This window comes from Bacillus sp. CIS52 (genome assembly GCF_053545315.1).
The window spans coordinates 20,277-44,624 of sequence record NZ_JBIUFR010000005.1; the positions used below are offsets into that span (position 1 = coordinate 20,277).

Sequence of the window (24,348 nt, forward strand, 5' to 3'; positions counted from 1 at the left end):
GAACTCCGACAAAGGGAGGGATGTGTTCTTTTTTGACACCATACAGACGTGCGCCTGTCAGGCATCTTTTTTACCTGATTTATATAAAGCCAGCATTTCTTTCATTAAAAAGAGGGCGAAGAAAAACAGCATCAGCCATTCCGAGAAGGTCATCAATTTAAAAGCGGACAGGTTGTTTCGAACCGCTCCATAGAGACTGAATCCTTGCAGCATATCCATTCCTATCGAAATCATCAGACAGGCAGCCAGCAAAAAAATTGAAACTCCCAATATTTTCATGCGCATCACTCTCCCTTTTTATCCTTTTCGATTACGCAAAACTTATACAGACTATCCGCCGTGCATAATCTTTTGCCGTACAGGAAGAATATGAAAAAAACAAGGAAAGGTTTTTTGCGATATGCCGCCATTTTTTAAGCAGAAGAAACGAAAAAAAGACGATCAAAAGAACGGTGACAATGAAGACAGAAAAGAAGCGGAAACCAAATCAGACAAAGAGCGGGAAGAGCCGATCTCCATCAGCTTAAAGGAAAATATGAAGAAGCTGTCTGAGAGATTCGGCAACAGTGCCGATGTCGTCATCCGCCGGCTGAAAATCGGAAAAGAAGAGCTTCCGGCAGCGATCGTGTATATCGCCGGTTTGGTAGACGAGCAGCTTATCAGCCAATCCCTGCTGGAGGATCTAATTGACATCCCGTCCGTTCAGCCGGAACAGGCGGTCTGCCTGATATATGAAAAAACGCTTGCGATCGGCGGAGTAAAAGAGGAAGAGAAATGGAAAAGCCTTTATGCCGGGCTGGTGGCGGGCAGCACGCTCATTTTTGTCGACGGGGCTGACAAGGCGCTGATCGCCAGCACGGAAGGGGGAGAGCAACGGTCCATTGAAGAACCGAGCACCCAGGTGTCCTTCCGCGGACCGCGGCAGGGATTCACTGAATCCCTGCAAACCAATATTTCCATGATCCGCAGGTATGTAAAAAATCCTGATGTATGGGTGGAAAAAATGGAGATCGGGCACGAAACGAATACGGACGTCGCGCTGATGTATATTAACGGAATCTGTGAAAAAAAGCTGGTTAAGGAAGTCCGCAGGCGGCTGAAGCACATTGACATCGACAGCATTCTGGAATCCGGCTACATTGAACAGCTTATTGAAGACGCGCCGTTTTCCGTATTTCCCACTGTGTATCATACGGAACGGCCGGACGTTGTGGCGGGGAATCTGCTGGAGGGAAGATTTGCGATTATTGTGGACGGAACGCCGTTTGTTCTCATCGCGCCAGCCTTATTCATTCAATTTTTTCAGTCGGTTGAGGATTATTATTCCCGATTTGATATCGCTACGAGCATCCGGCTGCTTCGAGTTTTGATTTTCTTCATTTCACTGGTGGCGCCGGGGATTTACGTGGCGGCGACGACCTTTCATCAAGAAATGATTCCGACGCAGCTGCTGATCGTCATCGCGGCCCAGCGGGAGACCGTGCCGTTTCCGGCCGTAATTGAAGCGCTGACGATGGAAGTGGCCTTCGAGATTCTCAGGGAAGCGGGCGTCCGTCTTCCGAGAGTGGTCGGCTCCGCCGTTTCCATAGTCGGAGCGCTTGTCATCGGCCAGGCTGCTGTACAGGCCGGCATCGTCTCCCCGGCCATGGTGATCGTTGTCGCGCTGACGGCGATTGCCAGCTTTGCGACTCCGGCTTTTGACATGGCGATATCTGCGCGCCTGATCCGGTTTGTCTTTATTCTGATCGCGGCCGTCATGGGATTTTACGGGCTGATTCTGGGCATTATCATAATGTTTGTCCATCTGTGCGGACTGCGTTCGTTCGGTTTTCCGTATATGTCCCCGCTCGCTCCTTTGACCCCGGGCGGGCTGAAGGATTCCATTTTCCGCGCTCCGTTATGGGCGGATGAAAAAAGGCCGGAGCTGCTCGTGCAGAAAAACAACAGGCGCCAAGGGGAACATCAAAGACCGAAACCGGAGACCTCCAGAGGAATGGTTAATAAAGATGTAGAAGAGGGCGGCGGCAATGAAAAGACGTAAATGGATACTCCTCCTTTGTACGATGGTTTCCCTTATGTTTGTATCAGGATGCTGGGATAAAAGAGAGCTGACCGATTTGGCCGTAATCTCCGCCATCGGTATTGACCGTACCGAATCGGGAAAATATGTCCTTCACTTTCAGATTATCAACCCGGGAAACGTAGCCGGCGGCCTGCAGGGCGGCGGAGCGGGAGACCGGCCGCCGGTTTCCGTCTATTCCGTGTCCGGAGACAATATGACGGAAGCTTTGAGAAAAGCCTCGATGAAGGTGTCCAGAAGGCTCTATTTTGCGCATACGAATCTTGTGGTGTTCAGTGAAAAGCTCGCGAAAGAGGAAGGACTCAATTTTATTCTGGACAATCTTGACCGTGATACCGAATTCAGAACAACCGCAACCGCGGTTATTGCGCATAATTGCAATGCTGAAGACATTATTAAAGTGCTGACGCCGATTGATAAAATCCCTTCCAATAAAGTGAACAAGACGCTCAGCTTCACACAGGAACAATACGGCAGAGTCGTGAAAACAAGCCTTCAGGACGTTCTGATTGATCTTGCTTCTCCGACCGGGTCGCCGTTTATTCCGGGTTATGAAATGCACGGAGACGATAAAGCCGGCCCTACGATGGAAAATACGCAGACGACTGAACCGAAAGCGGTGCTGTCAGCGGACGGGCTGGCAGTGTTCAAAAAGGATGGGAGACTGGATTACTGGATTGAGGATGACGACAGTGTCGGCGCTGTATGGCTGCTGAACAAAATCAAGCATACGTTTATCAATGCGGATTGGAAGAACGTGAAGCATGCAATCAGTCTGCAGGTCACCCGTCAGAATACAAAGGTGACGGCTACTTTTCAGGACGGAAAACCGCATATTCACGTTCGTGCTCAGGTTGAAGGGCTGGTGGACGCTGTCAGATACCCTTTCCATCTGTCTGATCCGAAAGTGATCATGGTCATGCAAAAGGCGCTCAGCACGCAGCTTGATAGAGATATCACCAAATCACTTGAAGATATTAAAGCCCATAAGAATGATTTCGTCGGGTTCGGAGACCTGATCTATCGGAAACATCCGGACAAATGGAAAAAGCTCGAAGGGAAATGGGATGAAGAAATTTTCCCCAACCTCCCCGTGGACGTAAAAACGGAAGTCATTATCAGAAGAACGGGCTTGCGGAATAATCCTCTCTCAGACAAGCTTGATCACGATTGATTTGAGGAGAAAGGAGCGAAGCGTATGGAAAATGCGAAAATCGGCACACGCCAGCTGTTTGTGATGATCATTTTGTTTGAATTGGGCAGTTCGTTATTGATCCCGCCGGGCACGATGGCCGGGCGGGATGCATGGCTGTCCGTGCTTCTCGGGTGCGTTACCGGTCTCGGACTTTTCTACGTATATCAGGCGCTGTATCAATATTTTCCTGAGTCCTCTCCGAGAGATTACATGACCGAACTGATCGGCAGGCATCTGAGCTGGGCGGTCTCTCTTCTTTATATTCTCTATTTTGCTTATATCGCCGCCCGCATATTGAGGGATTTTGGCGAAATGCTTGTCACCTTCGCATATCAGGACACGCCCCTTCTAATTGTGAATGGCATGCTGATGCTCGCCGCGATATTTGCGGTCAGAAAGGGAATTGAAGTCATAGCGAGAGCCGGCGAGCTGCTGTTTAGCATTATGTATTTCCTGACGGCCATCGGGCTGATCCTCATTATCAGCTCCGGTACGATAAACCTGAGATTTCTCCAGCCTGTTTTAGCGGACGGGATGGGGACGGTCATTTATTCCGTATTTAAACAGACCATGTTCATCCCTTTCGGTGAATTGATCGTGTTTGTCATGATATTCCCCTACTTAAAAGATCGGAAAAAGGTGAAGAAAACAGGGGTTCTGGCGATTATCATCAGCGGTCTGTTTTTGGCGATGTCAGTGGCGATTAATATTTGTGTGCTTGACGTCAACTTAATGCTCCGCTCTCAATTCCCGCTGCTGAGCACCATACAGACGATTAAAGTGGAAGAGTTTTTAGACCGGCTGGATGTCTTTTTCATGCTCGTGCTCGTCATCGGCGGTTTTTTCAAAGTCAGCCTTTTTACATATGCGGTTGTCGTGGGCGTGTCCACGCTGTTTAAAGAAAAAAATCCGTCCCAGCTGGCCTTCCCGGTCGGATTGGGGGTGCTGATTCTCTCCATCAGCATCGCAAGCAATTTGTCGGAACACATGAACGAAGGGTTAAAAATTGTCCCGATCTATATTCATCTTCCGTTTCAAGTGCTGTTCCCCGTCTTGCTGCTTATCATTGCCGTCATTAAGAAAAAAGTCAAAGGGAGCGTCTATACAGTTTCGAAGAAATAACCCGGCCGGTGCGCCGGGTTATTTTTAAAATCATGATTTTTTTCTTAATGCATTGACAAACTTGCCTGACAATTGTACATTTTGATTTATTCTTATAAATTTAATAGGAAATATAGGTTTAGTGGTGTTAATATGTTCCGCACCGTATTTCATTATAGAAGGAGATCGTCATGACAAAGAAAAAAGAAATCAAACTCGGTGTGTTTCTCGCAGGCACCGGCCATCATGTCGCCTCTTGGAGACATCCTGAGGCGCCGGCGGACGCGAGCATGAATTTGGATTATTTCAAAGAACTGGCGAAAACAGCGGAGCGGGGGAAATTGGACATGCTGTTTTTGGCGGACAGTTTATCAATAGACAGCAAATCGCATCCGAATGTGCTGACGCGCTTTGAGCCGTTTACCCTGCTGTCGGCGCTGGCTCAGGTCACATCCCGCATCGGTCTGACGGCGACCGCGTCTACCACATACAGCGAACCGTTCCATATCGCGAGACAATTTGCATCGCTGGATCATCTTTCCAACGGCCGCGCGGGCTGGAATGTCGTCACATCATCAATTGAATCGACCGCGCTTAATTTCAGCGGCGAAACGCATCTTGAGCATCATCTCAGATATCAGCGCGCGGAAGAATTCGTGGAAGTCGTCAAAGGATTATGGGATTCGTGGGAGGAAGACGCCTTTATCCGCGACAAAGAGTCAGGGACATTTTTCGAAAAAGACAAAATGCATGAATTGAATCATAAAGGAACCTATTTTTCAGTGAGAGGGCCGTTGAATGTCGCCCGCACGCCTCAAGGACGCCCGGTCATTATTCAGGCTGGCTCATCAGGAGACGGAAAGGCGCTGGCAGCCAAAACCGCGGAGGTCATTTTTACCGCGCAAAATCATCTGGAATCTGCTCAGGAATTCTATCAATCTATTAAAGAACAAGCGGCTTCTTACGGCCGGGATCCTGAAAAAATCGCGATCATGCCGGGGATTTTTCCAGTTATCGCCGATACCGAAGAAGAAGCGCGGGCCAAATATGAAGAGCTTCAAGACCTCATCATCCCGTCTGTCGGCCTGAACATTCTGCAAAACTATCTGGGCGGCGTCGATCTTTCCGCTTACCCGCTTGACGGCCCGCTGCCTGAATTGGATGCGGAAGCGTCAAATGCCGTTAAAAGCCGGTTCAAGCTCGTTCAGGAGATGGCCAAACGCGATAACATGACCATCCGCGAATTGTACAAATATGTGGCGGGTTCAAGAGGCCATCACATCTTTGTCGGAACGCCTGAACAGCTTGCCGATAAGATGGAGGAATGGGTCGAAAAACAAGCTTGTGACGGCTTCAACATCATGCCTCCGCTTTTGCCTGAAGGTCTCACTCTTTTTGTAGACAAAGTGATTCCGATTTTACAAGAGCGGGGCGTGTTCAGAAAAGAGTATGAAGGAACGACGCTGAGAGAACATTTCGGACTGGAAAAACCGGCAAACCGATATGCCGATTAAAGGAGGGCTCATTATGTCAAAACGATACCGGCTCGCAACGGAAGCGGACGCTGATGAACTGCTTTCACTGACACTGAGGGCATATGAACCGATCCGCAAGCTCGGCATCAACTTTGCCGCGGCAACGGCGGATAAAGAGCTCGTTTTGAATAACATACAAAAAAACGCCTGTTACGTTCTGGAGGAAGACGGACGCATCGTGGCGACGATTTCTTTGCGGATGCCGTGGGGGCCGAATCCCGGTCCGTACGGTGTCCCTCATATTTGGTGGTTCGCCGTCGACCCTGAAACCGGAAAAAAAGGGACGGGGTCAGACATGCTGGCGTGGCTGGAGAATACAGTGCTCCGCGATACATTAAAAGCGCCCTTCGTATCATTGGGCACAGCGGACAAGCATCCGTGGCTGATCGGCATGTACGAGCGGAAAGGCTACGTCCGCGCAGGCGAAAAAGATTTAGGAAAAGGGCACATCACCATCTATTTAAAAAAACAATTGCACGATTAACATAGAAATAGGAAAAGGCGGGATTTCAATGAAGAAGAAAACATGGGCTTTGCTGCTGTCTGCCGCTCTTCTGGCGGTCTTATCAGCATGCGGTAACGGCAAAGAAAGCGAAGGCGGCGATAACGTACTGCATGTCGGCGCCACGGGGCAAAGCTATCCGTTCGCATATAAAGAAAACGGCAAGCTGACGGGCTTTGACGTGGATGTCATGGAAGCCGTAGCAAAAAAAATCAACATGAAACTGGACTGGAAGCTGCTTGAATTCAGCGGACTGATGGGCGAGCTTCAGACCGGCAAACTCGACACCATCTCAAACCAGGTCGCTGTCACGGACGAACGCAAGAAAACGTATAACTTCACAGAACCGTATTCGTATGCGGGCACACAAATCGTCGTCAAAAACGATAACAAAGACATCAAATCAGTCAATGATCTAAAAGGAAAAACAGTGGCAGCGGTTCTTGGCTCAAACCACGCGAAAAACCTTGAAAGAAAGGACCCGGATAAAAAAATCAACATTAAAACGTATGAAACACAAGAAGGCACGCTGAAAGACGTGGCTTACGGGCGCGTTGACGCTTACGTAAACAGCCGCAGCGTCCTGATTGCCCAGATCAAAAAGACCGGCCTGCCTCTGAAACTAGCAGGAGATCCGATTGTCTATGAAAAAGTCGCCTTCCCGTTTGCGAAGGATGCGGCTCACGATAAAATCCGCAAAAAAGTAGACAAAGCCATTGAAGAACTGCGGAAAGACGGCACGCTGAAAAAGCTGTCTGAAAAGTACTTTAAAGAAGATATCACAACGGAAGCAAAGCATTAAGAAACGGCGGTGAAAATCGAGAATGAACAGCATTGATTGGGGATTTATGTTTTCAGCTTTTCCCGCGTTAATCGAAGCCCTGCCGATCACATTACTAATGGCCGTCGCGGCCATGGTATTTGCCGTGATCGGCGGCCTTATATTAGCGCTTATAACAAAAAATCGTATTCCTGTGCTTCACCAGCTGTCAAAGGTGTATATTTCATTTTTTCGGGGCGTGCCGACGCTCGTCCAGCTTTTCTTAATTTATTACGGACTGCCTCAGCTGTTCCCAGGAATGAGCAAGATGACGGCGTTAACGGCGGCGATTATCGGGCTAAGCCTGAAAAATGCCGCCTACCTCGCTGAAATTTTCCGCGCCGCGCTCAACTCAGTCGATGAGGGGCAGCTTGAAGCCTGCCTGTCCGTCGGAATGACAAAATCACAGGCATACAGACGGATCATTTTCCCGCAGGCCGTCAGAAACGCGCTTCCCGCAACGGGAAATACGTTTATCGGCCTGTTAAAAGAAACATCGCTCGCCTTTACATTAGGAGTGATGGAGATGTTCGCCCAAGGAAAAATGTACGCATCAGGCAACCTCAAATATTTTGAGACGTATTTAGCCGTTGCGATCATGTACTGGATTCTTACGATTATTTACAGCGTGCTGCAGGATCTGCTCGAACGGGCGATCAGCAAGCCTTATCGCACATAGGAGGAGGCTCAGGATGATACAAGTCAGACATATTCGAAAAGCATTTAAAGACCTTACCGTACTTGACGGAATCGATCTTGAGATCAAAAGCGGCGAAGTCACGGCCATTATCGGCCCGTCCGGCTCGGGAAAATCAACGCTCCTCCGCTGTCTGAATCTGCTGGAGCGCCCGGATGACGGCATCATTGAAATCGGTGATGCCAAGCTGAATGCAGCGTCCTATTCGCGCAAAGATGTACACAAGCTTCGCCAGCAGACGGCGATGGTGTTTCAGAATTACAACCTATTCAAAAACAAAACCGCACTGCAAAACGTGACAGAAGCGCTGATCACCGCGCAAAAGAAACCGAAAAAAGAAGCGGAACAGATCGGTATGGATCTATTGCGGCAAGTCGGTTTAGAGCAAAAAGCGGACAGCTACCCGATTACGATGTCAGGCGGGCAGCAGCAGCGGATCGGCATTGCTCGCGCCTTGGCCGTTGACCCTCACGCGATTTTACTGGATGAACCGACTTCGGCCCTTGACCCTGAGCTTGTAGCCGGTGTGCTTCAAGTCATCAAATCAATTGCCGAAAAACAGACAACCATGGTCATCGTCACACATGAGATGGCTTTTGCGCGTGAAGTGGCCGACCAGGTCATTTTTATGGCGGACGGACGCATCATCGAGCAGGGAACACCGGAAGAGCTGTTTGACAATCCGCAGAACGAACGGACGAAAAAATTTATAAAGCAAGTGGGAGAGCCTGCTGAGCTTGTATAGGAAGGGACGAAGAAGAAATGGCAAGAGAAACGTATGAATCATTAAACAAACGTTTAATCAATATCCGCCGCGACCTTCATGAACACCCTGAGCTGTCAGGCGAGGAATACGAAACGACGAATAAAATCCGCCGCTGGCTGGAGGAAGAGGGTATCACGGTTGTTGATGTTCCGAAACTTCAAACCGGAGTGATCGCCGAAATCAAAGGAGACAAAACCGGCCCCGTCATCGCCGTCAGAGCGGACATTGACGCATTGCCGATCGAAGAGAAAACAAACCTTCCGTTTGCTTCGCGAAACAGCGGCGTCATGCATGCCTGCGGCCACGACTTCCATACGGCATCTATTCTCGGCACGGCTTTCTTATTAAATGAGAGAAAGCACGAGCTGAAAGGAACGGTGCGGTTTATTTTTCAGCCCGCGGAAGAAATCGCCGCCGGAGCGAGACAGGTCATTGAAGCCGGCGCGCTTGACGGTGTATCGGCAATATTCGGCATGCATAACAAACCCGACCTCCCCGTCGGCACGGTCGGCCTGAAAGAAGGCCCGCTGATGGCGAGTGTGGACCGCTTTGAAATCACTGTTAAAGGAAAAGGCGGCCACGCCGGAATCCCTGATAACAGCATTGATCCGATTCAGGCGGCAGGGCAGATCATCGGCGGCCTGCAATCAGTTGTCAGCAGAAATATCAGCTCGCTTCACAATGCCGTCGTCAGCATCACAAGAGTTCAAGGCGGCAGCTCTTGGAATGTCATCCCGGACCATGTTGAAATGGAAGGCACCGTCCGGACGTTTCAAAAAGAAGCGCGTGACGCTGTTCCGAAACATATGAAGCGGGTTGCCGAAGGAATCGCGGCCGGATTCGGGGCAGAAGCCGAATTCCGCTGGTATCCTTATCTTCCGTCAGTGGTAAACGACGCCCGTTTCATCCAGGCGGCGGAACAGACGGCTGAAGATCTCGGGCTTCAAACGGTTCGGGCAGAACAGTCTCCCGGCGGGGAAGACTTCGCGTTATATCAAGAAAAAATCCCCGGCTTCTTCGTCTGGATGGGAACAAACGGAACGGAAGAATGGCACCATCCCGCCTTCACACTCGACGAAAAAGCGCTCCCGCAAGCGGCTGAGTTTTTCGCCCGGCTGGCCGTCAATGTATTGGAGCAGACGGAATGAATACGGAACATCTGACGGCCGGGCTTGCTCAGGACGTCATGTCGTCTGTACCGGAAACATCCGCCGATGCGATGAAAGAAGCGCGCAAAGGCCTGCTTGATTTTACAGCGGCAGCCTTTGCCGGGAGACGGGATAAAGGCATTGAGAAGCTGATAAAACTGGCCGAAGAAGAAGGCGGGGCGCCGACAGCTCCGCTTATCGGCAGAAACCAAAAAGCAACGCCGTCCCAATCCGCGCTGATTAACGGATTCATCGCCCATGCGCTTGATTTTGACGATGTTCATTCTGATGTAAGAGGACATCCGAGCGCGGTCATCCTTCCGGCTCTGATCGCAGCGGCATCATCCGGCCATATAGACGAAAGCCGTTTTCTCGGTGCTTACGTGACAGGCATCGAAGTGATGGCGCGGCTCGGTCAGTCAGCGGGAAGACACCATTACGAGAAAGGCTGGCATAATACGGGAACGTTAGGCGCGATTGCGGCGGCCTGCGCCGTCGGTTTCGCGGAGAACCTCAATCAAAACGAATTGCAAAAAGCGATCGGATTTGCGGCCGCCCGTTCCGGAGGCATGCGTGTGCAGTTCGGAACAGAAATGAAGCCGCTTCATGCCGGACTGGCCGCTCAAGCCGGGTTGTTCGCCGTAAAGCTTGCGAAGGCCGGTTTTGGCGGGTCGGATCATGCGCTTGACGGGGAGAAAGGCTTCTTCGGGCTGTACGGCGATCTTGAACGGGCAGAAACCGTGCTTTTAAACGGGTGGGGAAAACCTTGGCGGATTGTGAGCCCTGGGCTTTGGTTTAAGGTTTATCCGTTTTGCTCGGCGGCCCATCACGCGGCGGACGCCATTCTCAAGCTGAAGGCTGAGCACGGCCTCACTTTCGGCCAAATGGAACGGACCGACGTTATTTATCCGCCGGGCGGGGATGCCGCATTGACAGAACGGCGCCCGAAAACAGGCGAAGCGGGGCGCTTCAGCGTGGAATATGTGATTGCCTTGGCTTTGCACGGTAAAGATTTTTCAGCAAAACACTTCACCTCCGAGCCGATTCCGGAATCCCTTCAAAAGGGGTTTGCGAGAATTCACCGAAGCTATGATGATCAAATTCAGCCGGCTGACAACGCCGTTCCGAAGGGCCGTTTTACAATTGTACGGGTCACGGCTTCCGGCAATCATGTCTATGAAACACGTATCGACTGTCCGAAGGGAGCACCGGGAAACGGTCTTTCTGAAAAAGACATTGAAGACAAACTCCGGCTCGCTTTGCCGGGGGAAGAGGAAAAGGCGGAAGAATTGATCAAAGCAGCCGGTCAATCAAATATTGAACGCTATTTACAGCTGATATAAATAAAAAAGCGAGGGGATGCAGCCCTCGCTTTTTTTACGTTCACTTCTATTGAATAGGGGGATATAGGGTGCGCCCCTGTCTGCGCTGGCAGGGGCGCGGTATCAGGACACGGCCGTGCCGTTTTCTTTTACTGTGAAACTTCCTCTTGATAAGCGGATGTTGATATCAGACACTTTGGCGATTTGTTCGTCGTGCGTGACCATGATAACGCATTTGCCGCCTTTATGCGCCAGGTCCTGAAAGAGCCGGACGATTTCCTTTGACGTATCTTCGTCGAGGTTTCCCGTCGGCTCGTCCGCGCAAATCAAATCCGTGTCACAGCAGAAAGCCCGCGCAATTGAAACGCGCTGCTGCTGTCCGCCGCTTAATGTCAGCACCCGCTGACGGGCCTGCTGTTCGGTGATGCCGACTTTATCCAGCATGCTGAGCGCGAACGCATCTTTGTTTTTCTCCTTAGATCCGGTAATCTCCATCGCCGTTGTGACGTTCTGGAGCGCCGTCATATACGGAATCAGATTATAAGATTGAAAGACGATAGAGACATATTGATTTCTGAATTTGGTTAATCCGATTTTGGAGATGTCTTCGCCGTTATAAAGGATGCTTCCCTTTTTAGGTGTGTCAAGGCCGCCCGCCAGAGACAGAAACGTGGTTTTTCCCGTTCCGGAGGCGCCGGCAATTGTATAAAACTTCCCTTTTTCAAAGCTGATCGTTATATCCTGAAACAGCGGCTGTGATTTATCTTGGTACCAGTAGCCAGTCTCTTGAAAGGTTAATAGGCTCATTATGCTGCCTCCTCTTATTCCTGCTTGGTCAGGATCGTTTTAGGGTGAAGCCGCATGACTGATACAGACGGCAGTAATGTGGCGATGACGGCAATTGCGACGCCGATCCCGCCGAGAATCAGAAGGTCATTCAGCGAAACGTTTACCTGCATTGTACTGATGACATCTGCACCGGATGAATGCTGACCGAACATGCCGCCTCCCCGCGGCATTTCCCCGCTGCCCCAGCCGCTTGTTTGCTGCTGTGAATCATCGGCTGAGCTGACCTGCTGGGAAAGAAGCTGATTTCCCAGCTGATTCGCCACAAGGCTGCCCGTGACGGATGCGATCCCGATGGCGATAACCGCGACAATCAGAATTTCCGTTAAGAATTGTCCGATGAGCTTCCGGCGCTTTTCGCCGATCGCCATCAAGACACCCATTTCATACTTGCGTTCCCTGATCGACATCATCACGATCAACCCGAGAATGACCGCGCCCGCGATGGATACAAGGTACACCACGTTTTTAGAAAATGACGCGACATTTTCAATCGGGCCGACCATTTGCTGATACACCTGATCATTTGTCGTCAGCGTGTAGGTTTTATCATCTATAGATGTTTTTTTCGCAGCCGCAACGAATGAATCAATATATTTTGCATCATCCATATAATAAACGGCTGAGCTGATTTTGTTTTTGTTATCAGACCCTTTTAACGCCGCCGCGGCGGTGTAAGGCGTATAGATTTTATTGTCAGGATTTAAGAATGAAAAATGCTCTGCCTGATCGTCTCCTGATGATGTTGTTTTATAGATTCCCACAATTTTAAGCTTCGTTTTCACAGAATCATCCGTTGCTGAGGAAACCGTAATGGAGCCGCCGACCTTCAGCTTGTTTTGATCCGCCAGCGTTTCATTAATCACGGCGACTTTTGCGTCCGCATCTGCTTTTGTGATGGCGCGGCCGTCAGTGATTTTTGAGCTCCCGCCTGTGAAATCATCAAGCAACACCGTAGAGAGCACGCCTTCGACCGAAATGTCCGCTGAAATCATCTGTCTTCCGCCGCCTTGAAAACGTCTTCCGCCGGTACTGTTATCGGCTGAGTCGCCTGAGCTTTTTATCGCGTCAAAGCTTTCTGCGTTTGCTGACGCTGTCGTGAGGAAGTTGTAATTTTTAACATGCTGTAAGGATGTAAGCTTCTTAGCATCCGAAACGGAAATCGGCGTTGATTCAAACGTCCTCTTTTCACCGTCTTTTTGCTGCTGCGTCATTTGCTTTTGGCGGTCAGCCTGGAGTGTGACACTCCCGCCGAGCTGCTGCCTTGCCAGTTCGCTTGATTTCTTTGCCGCTGACTGGATCGTAAGACCGGACAGGACAAAAATGCAAATCACTGAAAACACAACCAGCTGCATAAACGTTTTTCCCTTTTTTGCCTTCATGCTCCAAAAGGCTCTTTTAATAAAGTTCATGTCTGTTCCTCCATGTGGGTGTCATATATTGTGAAAACACCCTTCTTTAGAACCGGTTATCCGATATGTATATAGTAGGAGAAATGTATGAAAAAAATATGAACAAACTATTTCCGGGTGATGAAATAAAAACTAACAATTGTGAAACGCGAAAATATCCGGGTAAAATGGTGCTATTATGAGTAAAAGCGTCAAGATAAGCGGAGGAACCAATGAAGATATTAATGATAGAAGACAATATAAGCGTATGCACCATGACGGAAATGTTCTTTTTTAAAGAAGGATTTGAAGCCGAATTTGTCCATGACGGAGTGGAAGGCTATCAGCGGTTCACAGAAGAGGAGTGGGATTTGGTCATCTTGGACATAATGCTTCCGTCTATGGATGGAGTGACGATCTGCCGAAAAATAAGAGAGACGAGCAGTGTGCCGATTATTATGCTGACCGCAAAGGACACGGAGTCTGATCAGGTGATCGGGTTTGAAATGGGGGCTGACGACTATGTCACCAAGCCGTTCAGCCCGCTGACGCTTGTAGCGCGAATTAAAGCGGTGATCAGAAGATACCGGGCGACGGGGCAGGCCGTAAAAAGCGATGACTTGATCGAAACAGCGTGTTTTTCAATCAATAAGAAGACGCGGGAAGTGTTTCTGCACGGAAAACCTGTCGAGAATCTGACGCCGAAGGAATTTGATCTGCTCTTTTATTTCGCGCAGAACCCGCGCCAGGTTTTTTCGAGAGAGCAGCTGCTTGAGCAGGTGTGGGGCTATCAATTTTACGGCGATGAACGTACGGTTGATGTTCATATTAAACGGCTGCGCAAAAAACTGTCCAGTGACGAAAAAACGTTTTTATACACGGTGTGGGGGGTAGGATATAAATTTGATGAGGATTAAATACTTATATCAGCTGCTGCTGAGCCATGTCAGCATTTTGATTTTGGCCTTTTTCATCATCATTTCCCTGTTTTCGCATTTTGTAAAAGATTTTGCGTATCAAAATAAAGTGGATGAGCTGTCTTCTTACGCCCAGCAGATCACAAGTGAGCTGAACGGACGCGATCTTGATCTGCGCCGCCTGTATCCGTATCAGGACATGTTAAAAACGCGCGAGACAAGGTTTATTATTTTTGATGAACATCAGCGGCCTTACTTTTTTCCTGACGATATGCCGCCGCGCGAGAAGCTGAAAAGTAAAGAGTGGCACATGCTGAAGCAAGGGAAAACCGTTCAGATCAGAGCGGAGGTGAATCGTTTTAATACGGAAGGCTTAGAAGTATCGCTCGTCGCAAAACCGCTTTTTATCAACGGTCAATTTAAAGGCGCGGTGCTGCTCGTGTCTCCCGTCAAAGGGGTCGAGCAGATGATCAGCCAGGTCAACCGCTATATGATTTACGCGATTATCAGCACCCTTATCATCACGATTTTGTTAAGCTGGCTTTTATCTAAGTTTCACGTCAAGCGGATTCAGACATTGCGGGATGCGACGGGAAAAGTGGCTTCCGGTGATTACGATATTTCGCTCAAGAACAGCGGCGGCGATGAAATCGGCATGCTGGCGTTAGATTTCAATACGATGGCTAAAAATCTGAAGCAATCGAGAGAGCAGATTGACCGCCTTGAAAAGCGGAGGCGCCAATTTATCGCCGATGTTTCCCATGAGCTGAGAACGCCTCTGACGACCATTAACGGGCTGGTGGAGGGCCTTAACAGCAACACCATCCCGGAAAAAGATAAAGAGAAATGCTTCTCGCTGATCAGCGAAGAAACGAAGCGGATGCTCAGGCTCGTGAAAGAAAACCTGGATTATGAAAAAATCAGATCCCAGCAGATCAAGCTGGACAAGCTGAGTCTGCCGCTCATCGAGGTGTTTGAGATTATTAAAGAGCATCTCAATCAGCAGGCAGAGGAAAAACAAAACCGGCTCCGGATTGAAGCGGAGGACGGCGTCAAAGTGTTCGCCGATTATGACAGGCTGATCCAGATTCTCGTCAACATTACGAAAAACAGCATTCAATTCACGCAAAACGGAGACATTACGCTGCGCGGGTATGAAGGCTATAAGGAAACGGTTATTGAAATTGAAGACACCGGAATCGGTATTTCGAAAGAAGAAATCGAGCACATATGGGAGCGTTTTTATAAGGCGGATGTGTCCCGAACGAATACGGCATACGGCGAATACGGACTCGGCCTGTCCATCGTCAGGCAGCTCGTCGAAATGCACAAAGGCACGATAGACATTGAAAGCGAAAAGGAAAAAGGCACAACCTTTACAATCCGCCTTCCGCTGAATACGAAACATGAATCATGTTAAAACCGGCAGTCCTGTTTGGCTGCCGGCTGTTTCATCTTCACTGCGCAAAATTGCGCTCTGCCGAAACAAAGTTTGCGTGTTTTTCGGGATGGAAAGACACGGAAACGTGATAAAATAACTGGTAAACAGGTCTTGGATGGGGAGGGTGAAGGAATGAAGAGCGGGTTAATTCCTTCTTCAGCAGTCGGGCAGAAGATTAACGAGTGGTATCGATACATAAGAACATTCAGCGTGCCGGATGCGGAGATCTTGAAGGCCGAGATCAAACAAGAGCTTGACCATATGGAGCCTGATTCGAACTTGGTGCTTTATTATTCCCTCATGGAATTTCGCCATCAGCTGATGCTGGACTACTTGGAGCCGCTGGAAAAACTGAAGATAGAAGACCAGCCGACCCTGTCGGAAATTCTTGATAACATTGATAACAGCCAGGCCGGCCTCAAAGGGCTTCTCGATTATTACGTCAACTTTTTCAAAGGCATGTTTGAATTTGATAAAAGAGAATTTATATCAGCAATTACGTATTATAAACAGGCAGAGAAAAAACTGGCCTTCGTATCGGATCACGTGGAGCGGGCAGAGTTTTATTTTAAGGTGGCCGAAGCTTATTATCATATGAAACAAACGTATTTTTCTTTGATACATATAAAGAATGCTTATGAAATTTACGTAGAGCAGGACACATACAACGTCCGGATCATTCAATGCCATTTTGTGTTCGGCGTCAATTTAATGGATGAAAGACGTTTTGAACAGGCGGCCAAACATTTTCAGCACGCTCTGCAAATGGCTGAAAAAGAACAAAAAGCGCAGCTTGTCGGGAGGGCGCTGTATAACCTCGGACTGTGCTACTACAATCAGGACCGCACCGACGAAGCGATTCCGTACTTTGAACGGGCGGTTGATACATTTGAATCACAAAGAATCGTCAATTCTCTTCCTCAAGCATATTTTCTAATCACACTCATTTACTTTAAACTCGGAAAAAAAGATAAAGCGTCGGAATATCACAAGCGGGGATATGAATATGCTAAAGAAACAGACGATCCCGTTTACACGGTAAAATTCGAATGGCTGCAGGCTCTGTATCAGGCGAAACCGGATGAGGAAAAAATCAGCGCATGTTTCCGTTACCTGGAGAATAAAAATTTGTACGCCGATATAGAGGATTTAGCACTAGAAGCAGCTAAATATTACTATGAACAAAATTGCTTTAAAATTTCTTCTGACTATTTTCTGAAAGTCGAAGAGGCAAGAAAACAAATACAAAGGAGTGAGGGTTTGTATGAAATTGAAATCTAAATGGTTTGTTATTTGTTTAGCAGCCGCCGCGATTTTTACAGTTGCAGGTGCAGGCCAGACAGATCAGGCTGACTTCCATGTAACTGAAAGAGGAATGACGTGAGAAGAAAATAACCTGAACAAAAGAAAAGACTGCCAGAGAATGTTCTCGGCAGTCTTTTTTTGCGTACGGAAGCGGCTCAAAGAAAAAAAGAAAACGCCGCAGGTCAAAACCCGCAGCGTCCTCATATAGACGGAGTGATGCTTAGAAACCGCCAACAAAGGCAGTACCTACAATTACTAACAGGATAAATAAAACAACGATCAAAGCGAAAGAGCTAATTCCTTCTCCTGAGTATCCCATTATGCTTCACCTCCATATTGTCTATACCATACAATATGTTTCAGAAGCTGTTTTGTAAGGGATAGTAGTGGACAAGAGAAAAAAAGAGGCTGTGCCCTATGAGAGTAAGACCCCGGCGAAAAATTCGTCATACAGTGCCCGCACCGCGTGTTTTTCCTGTTCTTCTTTCACCCCGAACATCATGCTGACTTCCGATGATCCCTGATTGATCATCTCGATGTTGACGCCGGCTCCCGACAGTGCTTTGGATGCCCTGGCGGTTGTGCCGACATTTTGGCGCATCGCTTCGCCCACTACCATAATCAGCGCCAGATTGTGCCTGACGGTGACTTCATCTGCTTGAAGTTCCTGCTTCAGACGGGTGACGAGCTTCTCTTCCAGTTCTAAGTCCATCTGATTGTGCCGAAGGATGATTGTGATATCGTCAATCCCGGATGGAACGTGCTCATACGTCAATCCTTCTTCCTCCAAAATGTGAAGGGCTTTGCGGCCGAAGCCGATTTCCCGGTTCATTAAATATTTGCTTATGTAGATGCTGCAAAAGCCCGTGTCGCTTGCGATGCCGATGACAGGCCCGTTCGTATTGTCACGGCTGCTGACGACGCGCGTTCCTTTCGCATCAGGATTATTCGTGTTTTTAATCTGAACGGGGATGCCGGCCCGAAAAGCGGGAATCAGCGCTTCATCATGAAAAACGGAAAACCCGGCATAGGAGAGCTCACGCATTTCCCGATACGTCAGTTCGTTAATTTCTTTCGGGTGCTGCACGATCGACGGGTTGACGGAATAGACGGCGTCCACATCGGTAAAGTTTTCGTACAGGTCGGCCTTTAAGCCGTTGGCGAGAATGGAGCCGGTAATATCTGAACCGCTCCGGGAAAACGTCACAATCTCATGCTCCTTCGTATAGCCGAAAAAACCAGGAAAAATGATCAAGCCTTCACGGTTTCTCAGACGGTACAAATGATCATAAGACTCAGGGAGCACCTGTGCGCTGCCGGGTTCATTCGTTACAAACAGCCCCGCTTCTTTCGGGCTTACGTATTCGGCTTTCACGCCCTGCCTGCGGAAGTAGGCCGCGATCAGCTTCGCGTTATTGTCCTCGCCGCTCGCTTTCACCGCATCCATATATTGATCGGGATTGGCTTTGCTGCTGTTTAAGAGAGCGAATAAGTCACGGCGGATTCTTTCTATAATAGAGGGATCGAGATCCAGCTCGCGCGCGATGGCGGCGTACCGCTCAATGACCGCTTCGGCAAGCTCGGGCGCCGCTCCTTTTTGCAAATAATGCTCCGCACACCGGATTAACAGATCCGTCACCTTTGTATCGTCCGAGAAGCGTTTTCCCGGCGCCGATACAACGACGGCTTTCCGCGCGGGATCGGCCGTCACGATTTGAAACACTTTCTCAAGCTGGGCTCCTGACGCAAGGGAGCTGCCTCCGAATTTTACAACTTTCATGATTTACATCCCCTAATATTTAAATTTTCTCACAAATTTAATTTTTATTATCTCTCTTTCAAAGAGGTAAATCAAGGGTTTTTTCTACGTGGTAAGAACATTTGTATTCTCGGAGAGGAATTTCGTCGCTGTTTGTCAGATTTGCTTCCTTAAAGTGTGTCATCCTGTGCAAAAAATGATAAGCAGCCAAATGAAGGTTATAGTAAATCCTGAAAATTCTTGATAGACTGATTGTAAAAGAATTTAGTGTACGGCCCGCGGATGACCGCTTTTAAAAGCAAAACCGTATTGACTGCGCTTGGAAAGATGATAAGATTATAATTGTCGTTGATAATGATAATCATTACGAGTGGGGATATATGGGAGTTGTTTGGCAATGAGTCATACCGTTTGTGATGGGTGCGGGGAGGCAGCATGAAGCTACGTTACTTACTTTTGCTACTGGCGGTATTGGCGTGTACTTCTATTTTTATCGGTGTAGAAGACTTGTCGCCGCTGGATATTTTTCATTTAAATAAAGAACAGGCAAGTACATTATTTGACAGCCGGCTGCCGCGTTTGGTGAGCATTATCATTGCCGGCATGAGCCTGAGCATCTGCGGATTAATCATGCAGCAGATCAGCCGGAATAAATTTGTATCGCCGACAACTGCGGGAACGATGGACTGGGCAAGGCTCGGGATTTTGATTTCATTAATGCTTTTTACGTCAGCGAGTCCGCTTGTGAAAATGTCTATCGCTTTTATTTTCGCGTTGGCGGGAAATTTCCTGTTCATGAAAATCCTCGAGAGAATCAAGTTCAATGATGCGATTTTTATTCCTCTCGTCGGTTTAATGCTTGGGAATATCGTCAGTTCAGTCGCCACGTTTATCGCGTATAAATACGATCTGATCCAAAACCTGTCGTCCTGGCTGCAGGGGGATTTCTCATTGGTCGTCAAAGGCCGGTACGAGCTTTTATATCTGAGTATCCCGCTGGTGATCATCGCTTATGTCTATGCGGATAAATTTACGGTGGCGGGAATGGGAGAGAGCTTTTCCGTCAATCTCGGCATGAAATACAAACGCGTCGTCAATATCGGTCTGATTATCGTGTCGCTCATCGCGTCACTTGTGATTCTGACCGTCGGGATGCTGCCGTTTCTCGGTTTGATCATTCCCAATATCGTGTCGATCTACAAAGGGGACAACCTGAGGAGCAGCCTGCCCCACACAGCTCTCTTGGGCGCTGTTTTTGTGCTGTTTTGCGACATTTTGGGAAGGGTGATCATCTTCCCTTACGAAATTTCCATCGGCCTGATGGTCGGTGTTATCGGCAGCGGCATCTTCCTGTATATGCTGCTAAGGAGAAAAGCATATGAGTCATAATAAAAAAATTACGCTGTTGGCGGCGCTCGCCATGATATGTATCGGATTCTTTTTGTTCTACGGACTGGGCAACTGGGAATACTCCCTGCCGAGACGGTGCTTCAAAGTGCTCGCCATGATGCTCACCGGGGGAGCGATCGCATTTTCAACGGTCATCTTCCAGACGATTACAAATAACCGCATACTGACACCAGGCATTCTAGGCCTCGATTCCCTGTATATGCTCATTCAGACCGTTATCGTGTTCCTGTTCGGTTCAATGAATATCGTCATGATGAACAAAAACCTTAATTTCGTCATCTCCGTCGGGCTGATGGTGCTCTTGTCACTCGTTTTATATCAGCTCATGTTTAAAGGCGAGGGGCGGAACGTGTTTTTCCTTCTGCTTGTCGGCGTCGTGTTCGGCACGCTGTTCAACAGTCTGTCATCCTTTATGCAGATGCTGATTGATCCGAATGAGTTTCAGGTTGTTCAGGACAAAATGTTTGCCAGCTTTAACAATATCAACACCGATCTTTTAGGATTTGCCGGTGCCGTCTTTCTTCTGACAGGCATTTATGTCTGGCGGTTCACACGGTTTTTTGACGTGCTGTCGCTTGGCAGGGAACACGCAGTCAACCTTGGGATTGATTACGATAAGCTTGTGAAGCAGATGCTCATTGTTGTTGCTATTCTTGTGTCTGTCTCTACGGCTCTTGTCGGGCCGATTATGTTTTTAGGGCTGCTTGTCGTCAATCTGGCGAGGGAGTTTTTAAAAACCTTCAGGCACACGTATTTAATCGCGGGGTCTGTTCTGATCAGCATCATTGCGCTTGTCGGAGGCCAGTTCGTCGTGGAAAAAGTGTTCACGTTTTCCACAACGCTGAGCGTCATCATTAATTTTGCCGGCGGGATTTATTTTATCTATCTGCTGTTAAAGGAGAATAAATCATGGTAGAGGTCAAAAATGTAAGCAAACAATACGGCGGGAAAGTCGTCCTTGAGAAAACATCTCTTTCCATTCAAAAGGGCAGGCTGACCTCGTTTATCGGTCCGAACGGCGCGGGAAAAAGCACGCTGCTGTCTATCATGAGCCGGCTGATTAAGACGGATTCCGGAGAAATCACGGTTGACGGGCAAGAGATCGGTTCCTGCAAAAGCAATGACCTGGCGAAAAAAATCAGCATCCTGAAACAGACGAACCAAATCAATATCAGGCTGACGATTAAAGACTTGGTCAGCTTCGGCCGATTTCCGTATTCCCAGGGGAAACTGACGGATGAGGATTGGGTGCACATCAACCAGGCCCTCAGTTATATGAAGCTTGATGACTTAAAGGATAAATATCTCGATCAGCTCAGCGGAGGACAGTGCCAGAGGGCGTTTATCGCGATGATTATCGCTCAGGACACGGATTATATTTTTCTCGATGAGCCGCTGAACAATTTAGATATGAAGCATTCCGTTGAAATGATGAAGCTGTTGAAGCGGCTTGTGGAAGACTTCGGAAAAACGGTCGTCGTAGTGATTCACGATATCAACTTCGCTTCCGTATACTCAGACCATATCGTTGCTCTGAAAAACGGCCGGATCGTCAAAGAAGGGCCGGCGGAGGAGATTATTGACACTTCCGTGCTTGAAGACATTTATGATATGACCATCCCGATTCAAGAGATTGACAGTCAGCGGATCGGTGTGTATTTTTCTTAAAAACCAGATGAGGTGAGAGACATGAAAAAATTCGCATTGCTATTCATTGCGCTAGTTACGATTTTTGTTGTTTCTGCATGCGGAAACGGGGACAAAACATCCGGCAAATCAAAAGAAATGATCACGATTAAGGACGACATGAACAAAGAAGGAGTCAAAGTGCCGAAGAACCCGAAAAAAGTCGTCGTATTCAACTTCGGAATGCTGGACACGATGGATGAACTCGGTTTACAGGACCATGTGGCGGGACTTCCGAAACAAAACCTTCCAAAATACTTATCTTCATACAATAGTGATAATTACGCCAATACAGGCGGTTTAAAAGAACCGGATTTTGAAAAAGTCGCAGATATTGATCCGGATTTAATCATTATCGCCCACAGACAATCTGATTCTTATAAAGAGTTCTCAAAAATCGCGCCGACGATTTATCTTGATGATGACTATACAAACTACGTTGACAGATTCAAACACAACACCGAAGTGATCGGCAAAATCTTTAACAAAGAAAATGAAGTGAAAGATAAGCTTGCGAAAATTGACAAGTCCATTGCCGATCTGAAGAAAAAGACAAGCAGCACGGATAAAAACGGTTTAGTGGTGATGGCGAACGACGGCAAAATCAGCGCGTTCGGATCTAAATCAAGATACGGCTTCATTCATGATGTGTTCGGCGTTAAACCGGCTGACAAAAACATCGAAGCCTCACTGCACGGACAAAGCATTTCCTATGAATATATCGCCAAAACAAACCCTGATTACATGTTTGTCGTTGACCGCGGAACAGCGATCGGCACAAAATCTTCAACAAAACAAGTGGTTGAAAATGATTATGTGAAATCGGTGAAAGCCGTGAAAAACAACCATGTTGTCTACCTTGACTCAGCTACATGGTATTTATCAGGAGGCGGCCTGGAATCCATGGCGCAAATGGTGAAAGAAGTAAAAGACGGAATCGAGAAGTAAAAAAAGAACCCGGTCACATACGTGATCGGGTTCTTTTTGGTTTAACGCGTGACGGCCTGCTGCTGCTCAGGCTGACGCGGTTTTTTCTTCAAAGTGAAAGATAGCAGGAAGCCGGCCAGCGCGATGCAGGCGGCCACGACAAATGCCGCATTCATGCCGTGCAGAGCGGCGTTTGCCGGAGCTGACGTATTTGCGTGTGCGGCCTGGCTGCTCATAATGGAAACAAGCAGCGCCGTACCGATAGAACCGCCGATTTGGCGGACGGTATTGTTCATGGCTGTGCCGTGCGGAATTAAGTGGCGCGGCAGGGCGTTGATTCCCGCTGTCGTCACCGGCATCATAATCATGGCTGTTCCCAAAAGCCGCGCGGTATAAACGACGACAATCCAAATGAGAGAAGTCGAGTCCGTCAGATTCATAAACGGCAGGGACGTGAGCAGGATGATAAAGAATCCGGTCATCGCAAGGCCCTTTCCGCCGATTTTGTCAAAAATCCGGCCGATAAACGGAGACATCATCCCCATCACAACCGCGCCCGGCAAAAGCATTAATCCGGTATCAAACGCGGATACGCCCCGGACCTTCTGCGTGTAGAGCGGGAGAATGGTTTCCGTTCCGATCAGCAGCGCGAAAACAAGCGTGCCGAGCAGGGTGGTCAGGCTGAAAATCCCGAAAGAAAACACGCGGAATTCCAGCATCGGTTTTTTGAGCTTCATCTGTCTTGCGATAAAGAAAATCAGCGCGACCGCTCCGACAAGCAGCGAGGTCAGCACTTCAGTACTGGTCCACCCTGATGAACCGGCGCTTGAGAAGCCGTAAAGCAGGCCGCCGAATCCGAGGGTCGATAAGATCACGGATAAAATATCAATCTGTGTTTCTCGTAATGTCGTGACGTTTTTCATCAGAATAATCGCTAAAAGCAAATCGATGACCGCGATCGGAAAGATGATATAAAACAAAGAGCGCCAAGAGAATGCTTCGACCGCCCATCCGGAAAGCGTCGGACCGATTGCCGGCGCGAACGAGATCACCAAGCCGACCATACCCATTGCGCGGCCGCGCTTTTCAATCGGGAAAATCGTGAGAAATACCGTCTGCATGAGCGGCAGCATAATTCCGGCGCCGGCCGCCTGGATAATCCGGGCTGTTAACAGTACCGGAAAGTTCGGAGCGAATGCACCGACAATGGTTCCGGCCGTGAAAATACTCATGGCGGTAATCAAGAGGGTGCGGCTCGTAAATTTCTCTATTAAAAACGCTGTAATCGGGATTAAAATCCCGTTCGTCAGCATAAACGATGTTGTCAGCCATTGCGCTTTGTTGGCGTCTATATTGAAGTCATTCATGATGTGCGGCAGCGCCGTAATAAGCAGCGTCTGGTTCAAAATGGCGACGAACGCTCCCGCCAAAAGAATCCCGACAATGACAGAGCGGTTGTATGGTGCAGTTTCAATACTCTTATTCAAGCTGATTCCTTCT

The 24,348-nt window shown here is 48.5% G+C and carries 24 protein-coding genes; 18 read left to right on the top strand and 6 right to left on the bottom strand.

Features of this window, described 5'->3' with window-relative positions; all coding sequences use genetic code 11:
- Window positions 1-57 precede the first annotated feature (57 nt).
- Entirely contained in the window at window positions 58-279 is a 222-nt protein-coding gene (locus ACH32G_RS15920; protein ID WP_045926261.1) for a hypothetical protein, read from the bottom strand.
- 121 nt (window positions 280-400) lie between these two features.
- Between ACH32G_RS15920 and gerKA the strand changes: the two genes are divergently transcribed.
- The 10 genes from gerKA (at window position 401) to ACH32G_RS15970 (ending at window position 11,187) form a co-directional block, all read left to right on the top strand.
- Window positions 401-2,041: a spore germination protein GerKA gene (gene gerKA / locus ACH32G_RS15925; RefSeq protein ID WP_448814569.1), complete on the top strand. Its 1,641-nt coding sequence runs from the start codon at window positions 401-403 to the stop codon at window positions 2,039-2,041.
- Window positions 2,028-3,254 carry a Ger(x)C family spore germination protein gene (locus ACH32G_RS15930; protein ID WP_016937275.1) on the top strand — a complete coding sequence of 409 codons (1,227 nt, stop codon included), beginning with the start codon at window positions 2,028-2,030 and terminating at the stop codon, window positions 3,252-3,254. The genes gerKA and ACH32G_RS15930 overlap by 14 nt, the downstream gene beginning before the upstream one ends.
- A 24-nt stretch (window positions 3,255-3,278) precedes the next feature.
- Window positions 3,279-4,397: a GerAB/ArcD/ProY family transporter gene (locus ACH32G_RS15935; protein WP_016937274.1), complete on the top strand. Its 1,119-nt coding sequence runs from the start codon at window positions 3,279-3,281 to the stop codon at window positions 4,395-4,397.
- A 170-nt stretch (window positions 4,398-4,567) separates the two neighbouring features.
- Window positions 4,568-5,890 (top strand): LLM class flavin-dependent oxidoreductase, encoded by a 1,323-nt coding sequence (locus ACH32G_RS15940; RefSeq protein ID WP_047476218.1) that lies wholly within the window; start codon window positions 4,568-4,570, stop codon window positions 5,888-5,890.
- A gap of 13 nt (window positions 5,891-5,903) precedes the next feature.
- Window positions 5,904-6,395, top strand: a complete 492-nt coding sequence (locus tag ACH32G_RS15945) for a GNAT family N-acetyltransferase (protein WP_049627878.1) — start codon at window positions 5,904-5,906, stop codon at window positions 6,393-6,395.
- A 28-nt stretch (window positions 6,396-6,423) separates the two neighbouring features.
- Window positions 6,424-7,215 (top strand): amino acid ABC transporter substrate-binding protein, encoded by a 792-nt coding sequence (locus ACH32G_RS15950; RefSeq protein WP_448814570.1) that lies wholly within the window; start codon window positions 6,424-6,426, stop codon window positions 7,213-7,215.
- A gap of 22 nt (window positions 7,216-7,237) precedes the next feature.
- Complete coding sequence (locus tag ACH32G_RS15955; RefSeq protein WP_016937270.1) at window positions 7,238-7,912, top strand: amino acid ABC transporter permease; 675 nt, start codon at window positions 7,238-7,240, stop codon at window positions 7,910-7,912.
- A gap of 13 nt (window positions 7,913-7,925) precedes the next feature.
- Window positions 7,926-8,675, top strand: coding sequence for an amino acid ABC transporter ATP-binding protein (locus ACH32G_RS15960; protein ID WP_269774566.1), 750 nt, complete (start codon window positions 7,926-7,928; stop codon window positions 8,673-8,675).
- A gap of 17 nt (window positions 8,676-8,692) precedes the next feature.
- Window positions 8,693-9,844 (top strand): M20 peptidase aminoacylase family protein, encoded by a 1,152-nt coding sequence (locus tag ACH32G_RS15965; RefSeq protein WP_016937268.1) that lies wholly within the window; start codon window positions 8,693-8,695, stop codon window positions 9,842-9,844.
- The gene (locus ACH32G_RS15970; protein ID WP_448814571.1) at window positions 9,841-11,187 is read left to right on the top strand and encodes an MmgE/PrpD family protein; all 1,347 of its coding nucleotides are present in this window, start codon (window positions 9,841-9,843) and stop codon (window positions 11,185-11,187) included. Before ACH32G_RS15965 ends, ACH32G_RS15970 begins: the two co-directional genes overlap by 4 nt.
- A gap of 102 nt (window positions 11,188-11,289) precedes the next feature.
- Here ACH32G_RS15970 and ACH32G_RS15975 read toward each other — a convergent pair whose 3' ends face one another.
- Window positions 11,290-11,973 carry an ABC transporter ATP-binding protein gene (locus ACH32G_RS15975; RefSeq protein ID WP_448814572.1) on the bottom strand — a complete coding sequence of 228 codons (684 nt, stop codon included), beginning with the start codon at window positions 11,971-11,973 and terminating at the stop codon, window positions 11,290-11,292.
- Window positions 11,974-11,987: 14 nt separating this feature from the next.
- Window positions 11,988-13,424, bottom strand: a complete 1,437-nt coding sequence (locus ACH32G_RS15980) for an ABC transporter permease (RefSeq protein ID WP_448814573.1) — start codon at window positions 13,422-13,424, stop codon at window positions 11,988-11,990.
- A 212-nt stretch (window positions 13,425-13,636) separates the two neighbouring features.
- On the opposite strand from ACH32G_RS15980, the gene ACH32G_RS15985 reads away from it, so the two are divergent.
- From ACH32G_RS15985 to ACH32G_RS16000, 4 genes are all read left to right on the top strand, one after another.
- Window positions 13,637-14,320 (top strand): response regulator transcription factor, encoded by a 684-nt coding sequence (locus ACH32G_RS15985; RefSeq protein ID WP_047476231.1) that lies wholly within the window; start codon window positions 13,637-13,639, stop codon window positions 14,318-14,320.
- On the top strand, window positions 14,307-15,740 hold the full coding sequence (locus ACH32G_RS15990; protein WP_264819627.1) for a sensor histidine kinase: 1,434 nt from the start codon (window positions 14,307-14,309) through the stop codon (window positions 15,738-15,740). Before ACH32G_RS15985 ends, ACH32G_RS15990 begins: the two co-directional genes overlap by 14 nt.
- A 153-nt stretch (window positions 15,741-15,893) precedes the next feature.
- Window positions 15,894-17,042, top strand: coding sequence for a response regulator aspartate phosphatase (locus tag ACH32G_RS15995; protein WP_016937262.1), 1,149 nt, complete (start codon window positions 15,894-15,896; stop codon window positions 17,040-17,042).
- Window positions 17,026-17,145, top strand: coding sequence for a PhrC/PhrF family phosphatase-inhibitory pheromone (locus ACH32G_RS16000; protein ID WP_016937261.1), 120 nt, complete (start codon window positions 17,026-17,028; stop codon window positions 17,143-17,145). The genes ACH32G_RS15995 and ACH32G_RS16000 overlap by 17 nt, the downstream gene beginning before the upstream one ends.
- A 141-nt stretch (window positions 17,146-17,286) precedes the next feature.
- On the opposite strand, the gene ACH32G_RS16005 is transcribed toward ACH32G_RS16000, so the two are convergent.
- Both ACH32G_RS16005 and ACH32G_RS16010 read right to left on the bottom strand, forming a co-directional pair.
- A complete protein-coding gene (locus tag ACH32G_RS16005; protein ID WP_016937260.1) occupies window positions 17,287-17,385 on the bottom strand; it encodes a YjcZ family sporulation protein in 99 nt (32 codons plus the stop codon).
- Between the two features lie 96 nt (window positions 17,386-17,481).
- Entirely contained in the window at window positions 17,482-18,846 is a 1,365-nt protein-coding gene (locus ACH32G_RS16010) for an aspartate kinase (protein ID WP_366969981.1), read from the bottom strand.
- Window positions 18,847-19,260: 414 nt separating this feature from the next.
- Between ACH32G_RS16010 and ACH32G_RS16015 the strand changes: the two genes are divergently transcribed.
- Genes ACH32G_RS16015 through ACH32G_RS16030 form a run of 4 tightly spaced genes read left to right on the top strand, consistent with a single transcriptional unit; the run spans window position 19,261 to window position 22,869 of the window.
- Window positions 19,261-20,214 (top strand): ABC transporter permease, encoded by a 954-nt coding sequence (locus tag ACH32G_RS16015; RefSeq protein WP_045926248.1) that lies wholly within the window; start codon window positions 19,261-19,263, stop codon window positions 20,212-20,214.
- The gene (locus ACH32G_RS16020) at window positions 20,204-21,151 is read left to right on the top strand and encodes an iron chelate uptake ABC transporter family permease subunit (RefSeq protein WP_049627887.1); all 948 of its coding nucleotides are present in this window, start codon (window positions 20,204-20,206) and stop codon (window positions 21,149-21,151) included. The genes ACH32G_RS16015 and ACH32G_RS16020 overlap by 11 nt, the downstream gene beginning before the upstream one ends.
- Window positions 21,145-21,903 (top strand): iron ABC transporter ATP-binding protein, encoded by a 759-nt coding sequence (locus ACH32G_RS16025; protein ID WP_047476235.1) that lies wholly within the window; start codon window positions 21,145-21,147, stop codon window positions 21,901-21,903. Before ACH32G_RS16020 ends, ACH32G_RS16025 begins: the two co-directional genes overlap by 7 nt.
- 21 nt (window positions 21,904-21,924) lie before the next feature.
- Entirely contained in the window at window positions 21,925-22,869 is a 945-nt protein-coding gene (locus ACH32G_RS16030; protein WP_327815929.1) for a siderophore ABC transporter substrate-binding protein, read from the top strand.
- 41 nt (window positions 22,870-22,910) lie between these two features.
- Here the strand turns inward: ACH32G_RS16030 and ACH32G_RS16035 are convergent, their stop codons facing one another.
- A complete protein-coding gene (locus tag ACH32G_RS16035) occupies window positions 22,911-24,335 on the bottom strand; it encodes an MDR family MFS transporter (protein WP_045926245.1) in 1,425 nt (474 codons plus the stop codon).
- Between the last annotated feature and the right edge of the window lie 13 nt (window positions 24,336-24,348).

What these genes read in the sequence shown, in the direction of transcription:
- ACH32G_RS15980 (WP_448814573.1), bottom strand. Translation starts at nt 13,424, where the DNA reads ATGAACTTTATTAAAAGAGCCTTTTGGAGCATGAAGGCAAAAAAGGGA.
- ACH32G_RS15940 (WP_047476218.1), top strand. Translation starts at nt 4,568, where the DNA reads ATGACAAAGAAAAAAGAAATCAAACTCGGTGTGTTTCTCGCAGGCACC.
- ACH32G_RS15970 (WP_448814571.1), top strand. Translation starts at nt 9,841, where the DNA reads ATGAATACGGAACATCTGACGGCCGGGCTTGCTCAGGACGTCATGTCG.
- ACH32G_RS15935 (WP_016937274.1), top strand. Translation starts at nt 3,279, where the DNA reads ATGGAAAATGCGAAAATCGGCACACGCCAGCTGTTTGTGATGATCATT.
- ACH32G_RS15995 (WP_016937262.1), top strand. Translation starts at nt 15,894, where the DNA reads ATGAAGAGCGGGTTAATTCCTTCTTCAGCAGTCGGGCAGAAGATTAAC.
- ACH32G_RS16000 (WP_016937261.1), top strand. Translation starts at nt 17,026, where the DNA reads ATGAAATTGAAATCTAAATGGTTTGTTATTTGTTTAGCAGCCGCCGCG.
- ACH32G_RS15975 (WP_448814572.1), bottom strand. Translation starts at nt 11,973, where the DNA reads ATGAGCCTATTAACCTTTCAAGAGACTGGCTACTGGTACCAAGATAAA.
- ACH32G_RS15930 (WP_016937275.1), top strand. Translation starts at nt 2,028, where the DNA reads ATGAAAAGACGTAAATGGATACTCCTCCTTTGTACGATGGTTTCCCTT.
- ACH32G_RS16005 (WP_016937260.1), bottom strand. Translation starts at nt 17,385, where the DNA reads ATGGGATACTCAGGAGAAGGAATTAGCTCTTTCGCTTTGATCGTTGTT.
- ACH32G_RS15920 (WP_045926261.1), bottom strand. Translation starts at nt 279, where the DNA reads ATGAAAATATTGGGAGTTTCAATTTTTTTGCTGGCTGCCTGTCTGATG.
- ACH32G_RS15955 (WP_016937270.1), top strand. Translation starts at nt 7,238, where the DNA reads ATGAACAGCATTGATTGGGGATTTATGTTTTCAGCTTTTCCCGCGTTA.
- ACH32G_RS15985 (WP_047476231.1), top strand. Translation starts at nt 13,637, where the DNA reads ATGAAGATATTAATGATAGAAGACAATATAAGCGTATGCACCATGACG.
- ACH32G_RS16015 (WP_045926248.1), top strand. Translation starts at nt 19,261, where the DNA reads ATGAAGCTACGTTACTTACTTTTGCTACTGGCGGTATTGGCGTGTACT.
- ACH32G_RS16030 (WP_327815929.1), top strand. Translation starts at nt 21,925, where the DNA reads ATGAAAAAATTCGCATTGCTATTCATTGCGCTAGTTACGATTTTTGTT.
- ACH32G_RS15965 (WP_016937268.1), top strand. Translation starts at nt 8,693, where the DNA reads ATGGCAAGAGAAACGTATGAATCATTAAACAAACGTTTAATCAATATC.
- ACH32G_RS16020 (WP_049627887.1), top strand. Translation starts at nt 20,204, where the DNA reads ATGAGTCATAATAAAAAAATTACGCTGTTGGCGGCGCTCGCCATGATA.
- gerKA (WP_448814569.1), top strand. Translation starts at nt 401, where the DNA reads ATGCCGCCATTTTTTAAGCAGAAGAAACGAAAAAAAGACGATCAAAAG.
- ACH32G_RS15960 (WP_269774566.1), top strand. Translation starts at nt 7,926, where the DNA reads ATGATACAAGTCAGACATATTCGAAAAGCATTTAAAGACCTTACCGTA.
- ACH32G_RS16025 (WP_047476235.1), top strand. Translation starts at nt 21,145, where the DNA reads ATGGTAGAGGTCAAAAATGTAAGCAAACAATACGGCGGGAAAGTCGTC.
- ACH32G_RS15950 (WP_448814570.1), top strand. Translation starts at nt 6,424, where the DNA reads ATGAAGAAGAAAACATGGGCTTTGCTGCTGTCTGCCGCTCTTCTGGCG.
- ACH32G_RS16010 (WP_366969981.1), bottom strand. Translation starts at nt 18,846, where the DNA reads ATGAAAGTTGTAAAATTCGGAGGCAGCTCCCTTGCGTCAGGAGCCCAG.
- ACH32G_RS15945 (WP_049627878.1), top strand. Translation starts at nt 5,904, where the DNA reads ATGTCAAAACGATACCGGCTCGCAACGGAAGCGGACGCTGATGAACTG.